The sequence below is a fragment of the Sphingopyxis sp. genome (assembly GCF_035250425.1).
Taxonomy (GTDB): domain Bacteria; phylum Pseudomonadota; class Alphaproteobacteria; order Sphingomonadales; family Sphingomonadaceae; genus Sphingopyxis.
Window position 1 is genome coordinate 1 of the sequence record NZ_DATFFD010000221.1, and the last position, 6,169, is coordinate 6,169.

Annotated in this window: 4 protein-coding genes; 3 read left to right on the forward strand and 1 reads right to left on the reverse strand. The window is 65.2% G+C overall.

Going from position 1 to position 6,169, the window contains the following annotated elements:
* The first annotated feature begins 125 nt into the window (after nucleotides 1-125).
* The gene (locus tag VJ811_RS13215; RefSeq protein WP_324073060.1) at nucleotides 126-1,013 is read left to right on the forward strand and encodes an RcnB family protein; all 888 of its coding nucleotides are present in this window, start codon (nucleotides 126-128) and stop codon (nucleotides 1,011-1,013) included.
* Nucleotides 1,014-1,132: 119 nt separating this feature from the next.
* Nucleotides 1,133-2,404 (forward strand): amidohydrolase family protein, encoded by a 1,272-nt coding sequence (locus VJ811_RS13220; protein ID WP_324073062.1) that lies wholly within the window; start codon nucleotides 1,133-1,135, stop codon nucleotides 2,402-2,404.
* Between the two features lie 9 nt (nucleotides 2,405-2,413).
* Here VJ811_RS13220 and VJ811_RS13225 read toward each other — a convergent pair whose 3' ends face one another.
* Complete coding sequence (locus tag VJ811_RS13225) at nucleotides 2,414-4,972, reverse strand: EAL domain-containing protein (RefSeq protein ID WP_324073063.1); 2,559 nt, start codon at nucleotides 4,970-4,972, stop codon at nucleotides 2,414-2,416.
* A gap of 228 nt (nucleotides 4,973-5,200) precedes the next feature.
* On the opposite strand from VJ811_RS13225, the gene VJ811_RS13230 reads away from it, so the two are divergent.
* The coding region (locus VJ811_RS13230; protein ID WP_324073065.1) for a fatty acid desaturase family protein at nucleotides 5,201-6,169 on the forward strand (969 nt) is incomplete at its 3' end.

The window sequence follows — 6,169 nt, forward strand, 5'->3', positions numbered from 1 at the left end:
GTTCATCTAGCTGAACCGCAGGCAACAACGCGGTCAGCCATCGATCATCTTGCGGAGAGTAAGAATCACCTCATCATCCCGGCTGGCGTCTCCAGCACACGGGACATGAGTTGGAGAATAGCGAGATGAAGAAGATGTTCGGAGGGTTGCTGATCGCTGCAACGATCCTGACCCCAATTGCCCCGGCGGCCGCACAGGCACCGGGCGAACGGGTGCAGATCGCGCAGCGCGGTGACCGCGGGGATCGCGGCGATCGTGGACCGCGCGGCCCTGAAGCGCGCCGCGGCGGCAATTGGGGCGGTCAGGCCCGGCCTGAGCGCCAGCAGAGCGAGCAGCCGCGCGTGGAACGCCAGCAGCGCAGCGAAATGCGCCAGCAGCAATGGCAACAGCAGCGCGAGCAGCGGCGCCAGGCGCAGCAGGTCGATCGCCAGCGCGGCACCTATGACCGCAACCGGGACGGCCGCACCGATCGTCAGTGGGATCGCAATCGCGACGGCCGCGTCGATCGCCAGTGGGACCGCAACCGCAACGGTCAGGTCGATCGCCGCTATGACCGCAACCGCAATGGCGACCTCGATCGCCGCTGGGACCGCAACGACAACAACCGCGTCGACCGCCGCTGGGACAATAACCGCAACGGCTATGTCGACCGGCGCTATCGCGACGGCCGCAACGATCGCTGGGACCGGGGCGACCGCCACAACCGGTGGAACCGCGACTGGCGTAATGACCGCCGCTACGACTGGCGCAGCTATCGCGACCGGAACCGCAGCTATTACCGCATGCCGCGCTATTACAACCCGTATCGCGGTTATGGCTACACGCGGTTCAGCATCGGTCTCTCGCTGAATTCGCTGTTCTACAGCCAGCGCTACTGGATCAACGATCCGGGCTATTACCGCCTGCCGCCCGCTTATGGAGGCTATCGCTGGATCCGCTATTATGACGACGCGCTTCTGGTCGATACCTATTCGGGCGAAGTGGTCGACGTGATCTACGATTTCTTCTGGTAATATTCCTTTCGGTTATCAGATGACAAACTGAGGGGCCGGCCCAGCCGGCCCCTCTTTTTATGCGCTTGCCCTCCCCCGCCCGGCGCGCCACGGTGGCGCGATCAGACAGGGGAGACTTCATGCGTAAATTGGGAATGGTCGCGGCAGCGACGCTCGCGCTGCTGGGTTCGACGGCGTACGCGAAAACCACCATCGTCTATGCGGGACGTGTCATCACCGACGCCAGCAAGCCCGCGCAAGGCCCCTCGACCGTCACCATTACCGACGACCGCATCACGTCGATCGTCACCGGACGCGCCGAAGCCCCTGCCGGTGCCGAAATCGTCGACCTCGGCGACAAGACTTTGCTACCCGGCCTCGTCGACCTCCACGTCCACCTGACCGGCGATCCGGGTGAGGATTATCGCGCCGCGACGGTCGACCCCGACGAATGGGGCGTCGTCGTCGGCGCGAAAAATGCCGCAATCACGCTCCGCGCGGGCTTCACCACCGTACGCGAAGCCGGCTCGGCGCAATATACCGCCTATTCGCTCCGCCGCGGCACCGCGAACGGCTTTATCGAAGGGCCGCGCATCGTCGCGGCGGGTCCCGCGCTGTCGATCATCGGCGGGCATGGCGACGTCACGGGTTTCCGCGAAGACGTCCATGACGTGCTCGATGAGGGCTATACCTGCACCGGCCCGCTCGAATGCGCCGAAAAGGTACGCAAGGCGTCGCGCGCGGGCGCCGACGTCATCAAGATCACCGCGACCGGCGGCGTGCTGTCGCAGCAGGGGCGCGGGCTCGAGGGCCATTTCACCAGCCCCGAATTGCAGAGCATCGCCGACACCGCGCATTCGCTGGGGCTGAAGGTGATGGCGCATGCGCACGGCGCGGGCGGGATCACTGCCTCGGCCGCGGCGGGCATCGACAGCATCGAGCATGGCACCTTCGCCGACGATGCGACGCTGAAGGTCATGAAGGCGAAGGGCACTTATCTCGTCCCGACGCTAATGGCGTTCGAGGGCATCCGCGAACGGCTCGGCAAGGGCATTTATACCCCGACGGTCGAGAACAAGGTACGCATGACGCTGAACGACGTCGGCAAGGCGGTGACGCGCGCCAAGGCGCTCGGCGTCCCGGTCGCCTTCGGCACCGACGCCGGCGTCTTTGAACATGGCCGCAACGGGCAGGAATTCGCGCTGCTCGTCAAATATGGCCTGACCCCGCGCGAGGCGCTGGCGAGCGCGACGACGGTCGCGGCACAGCTCCTGTCGCTCGAAAACGAGATCGGCCGCATTGCGCCGGGCATGTCGGCCGACATGATCGCGGTCACCGGCGATCCGCTGACCGACGTCACCGTGCTCGAAAAGGTCGATTGGGTGATGGCACGCGGCCGGATCGCCGATTGATCGCGGTCGTCACGCGGCGCGGCGAACCCGTCCCCGCGCCGGCGTGACCGTCTTCGGACCGGTCAGCCCGTCGATCTCGACCGCTTCGGCAAATTTCACACCGACGCGGTTGCCCGCCGACCAGCGCGCCTCGGCATCGAAGACCTGGTCGGCGCCGAATTCGAGCGTCAGCACCGTCCCGGGCGGCACATTCCATAGCCCCTCGATCAGCGCCCCGCGTGACGATATATTGCGGACGATCCCCTCATATCGATGCCCGCCGCTGCCGACCTGGATCGTGCGGAAGGTCGTGAGCCGCGGCTCGCGCGCGCTCTTATATCCCTTCGCCTCGGCGCGTCCGCCACCGTCGCGAAGCAGGGCCAGAACCTCGACCAGGTCCATCGGACGCCCATAGATATAGCCCTGGACATGGCTGCACCCGAGCCCGCGGATCAGCCCGAGGTCGTCGTGCGTCTCGACCCCTTCGGCGGTCGTTTCCATGTCGAGCGCAGTGGCCAGCCCAACGATCGACGAGATGATCGCGGCATTCATGCTGCTGGGATCGGCGGCGCCGAGGACGAAGCTCTGATCGATCTTGATCTTGTCGAACGGCGCCTTCTTCAGATAGCCGAGCGCCGAATAGCCGGTGCCGAAATCGTCGAGCGCCAGCCGCACGCCGGTGCGCTTGAGCTTTTGGAACATGGCAAGATTCTCGGTACTCTCGTCGAGGAAGACCCCTTCGGTGATCTCGAGCTCGAGCTGCTCGGGACGGATGCCCGCCGCCGACACCGCGCTCATGATCGTCGCGGGCAGCTTTTCATTGGCGAACTGCCGCGGCGAGACATTGACCGCGACGCGGTAGCCGGGGCCGAGATGCGCGATGGTCGCACAGGCGGTGCGAATGATCCATTCGCCGATCGGCACGATCAGGTTCGACTCCTCGGCGATCGGAATGAACTTCGACGGGCTGATCAGGCCATCGGTCGCATGGTGCCAGCGGATCAGCGCCTCGAACCCGGTGATCCGCTCGCTCTCGACGTCGACGATCGGCTGGTAAAGCAGCCTGAGTTCATCCTTCGCCAGCGCATCGCGCAGCGCATCCTCGATCGCCTTGCGCTCGCTCGCCTGATTGTGCATCGCGTCGGCATAGAAACGATAGACGCCGCGCCCCGCATCCTTCGCGGCATAGAGTGCAAGGTCGGCGTTGCGGACGAGCGCCGACGCGCTCACCCCCTGCCCGTCCGACACCGCGATCCCGATCGATGATCCAATCCGCACCTGCTCGCCTTCGATCGCAAAGGGCTTGGCAAGGCTCAGGATGATCGCATTGGCGATGCCCGCGAGCTTTTCGGGCTGGCTCATCTGCGGCACGACGATCTGGAACTCGTCGCCGCCCAATCGCCCGACCTGTCCCTTGTCGCCAACAATCTGCGTCAGCCGCCCCGCGACCTGTTGCAGCAACTGGTCGCCCACCGGATGCCCCAGCGTGTCGTTGACCGCCTTGAACCGGTCGAGATCCATCAGCAACAGCGCGCAGGGTTGCGGCTGGCCGCTATGGCTCTTCAGCGCGCGTTCGAGCAGGTCGGTGATGTGGCGCCGGTTCGCGAGGCCCGTGAGCGTGTCGTAGCGCGCGAGCTGGTTGATCTCGCGCTCGGACCGTTTTTTGTCGGTCAGGTCGGTGCCGCTGCCGCGAAAACCCTGGAAATTGCCGAGCTCGTTGCTGATCGGCTGGCCCGAAATCGACCACCAGCGTTCCTCGCCCGGCACCGCCGCCTGCACCGTCAGTTCCTTGAACGGGGTGCGCGACGACAGGCTGAACCCCAGCGTCCGCTCTTCGCTTTCGTCGTTGCCGATCCGCTTGCGGATGATGTCGGTAAACGGATGGCCGAGCAGGTCGGCGAGCGGCCGGTCGAGCCGCGCCGCGACGGTCGGCGAGATATAGACGAGCTGGCCATAGCGGTCGGTTTCCCAGAACCAGCCGCGCCCCGCGCGCTCGAAATCGCGCATCAGGTTCAGCGCGCGCTGCTGGTCGCTGACGCTCAGTCGCGCGGCGCGCGTCGCGCGGCGCTGGTGCCGGACATCCTCGCGCATCATCACGATCAGCAAGCCAAGAAAGACGAATCCGGCGACCGCGAACGGCCAGGAGGCGACGCCGATCGCCCCGCCCAGCGCCGTTGCACCCGCAAAGGCGAAAAAGGCGGGACGGACCACCGCGACCGCCGACGCCGCGACCAGGAGCGAGCCGATGTGGATGGCAGCAAAAGCATCGAAATGGCGGCTGCCGTCGGGGACCGCGATCGCATCGAACGTCGCGGCCGCGTTGAGCAAGGTGCCAAGCACGATCAGCCCCATGCACAGCATCGCCATCAGCCGCACCCGGCTGTGCGCGATCGGGCGCGGTTTGCGCATCGCCTGCCCGATCACCGTCAGCGCGACATCGCATACCAGCCCCGTGGCTATGACCAGCCAGTGCGAAGGATGATCGAGGAAGCCGGCAAGACCCGGCACGAAAGCGAAGGTCAGGAATGCAAGGGTGCGGCCAATCAGCACATAATGCCACAGCTTCGCCACGCGCATCAGGTGCGTCACGAATTCCGGTGAATCGAACAGCGATTCGCCCGATGGCAAATCGCTTCCCTCCGGCTGGATGATGTTACGCCGAACCCTCAATTTCCCGTTATTCCCCGCTCGTCTGGTCAAGGAAACCAGTGGCCGGAAGGGGTTTCCAAATCCTTACCAAATGGCATCCATTTCCCCCGTTACTGTGCCAAAACGGAAGGGGTTTAGTTTCGGTTCGCAACTTGTTATGGTCGAGCCATGCCTGCCGTTCGCCTGTTTCCGCCCGACCGCTTTTTCGACCGCGCCGAATGGTCGGCGATCACCCGCGCGTCGTCGTGGCGCGGCATCTGGCTCGTCGCGCACGCATGGATCATCAGCATTGCGCTCGTCGGCCTCGCCGCCTGGTCTCAGAACCCCGTCGCATGGCTGCTCGCGATTGTCTTCGTCGGCGGGCGTCAACTCGGGCTCGCGATCCTCATGCACGACGCGGCACATGGTGCGCTGCATCCGAACCGCAAAATCAACAACTTCCTAGGCCAATGGCTGACGGGCGCTGCGGTGGGATCGGACCTGATCGCCTATCGCACCTATCATCTCCAGCATCATAAATTCACCCAGCAGCCCGAAGACCCCGACCTGTCGCTGTCGAAACCCTTCCCCACCACGCGCGCCAGCCTGTGGCGCAAGGTGCTGCGCGACATGACGGGCCAAACCTTCTTCAAGCAGCGCGCCGCACAATTCGGCTTCGCCTTCGTCGGCCTGAAAGCGATGCTGCGCGGCGAAAAGGCCGAAGGTCGCGCGAGCACCAAGGCCGGGACGCCGTTCAACAAGCAATCCGACGACGGCATGACGTCACCGACGGTCGACGTCGCGGGCGCGATGGCAGTGGCGCGCGCCGTCGGACGTTTCCTGGTCGTGCAGGCGGCGCTGCTCGCGGCGTCGCTCGCGCTCTACGGCTGGACGCCCTATCTGCTCTGGCTCGCCGGGCTCGCGACGACCTTCCAGCTGTATCTGCGTATCCGCAACATCGCCGAACATGCTTGCACGACGACGGGCAGCGACGATCCCTTCACCCATGCGCGGACCACCCATGCAAGCTGGCTGGCGCGTGCGACGGTTGCTCCATATTGGGTGAATTATCACGCCGAGCACCACCTGTTCATGGGCGTGCCCTGCTATCGCCTGCCCGAGGTCCATGCGGCGCTTGGCCGCGCGGGCAAGCATGAT

Coding starts and splice junctions, on each gene's coding strand:
- VJ811_RS13215 (WP_324073060.1), top strand. CDS start 126: ATGAAGAAGATGTTCGGAGGGTTGCTGATCGCTGCAACGATCCTGACC.
- VJ811_RS13220 (WP_324073062.1), top strand. CDS start 1,133: ATGCGTAAATTGGGAATGGTCGCGGCAGCGACGCTCGCGCTGCTGGGT.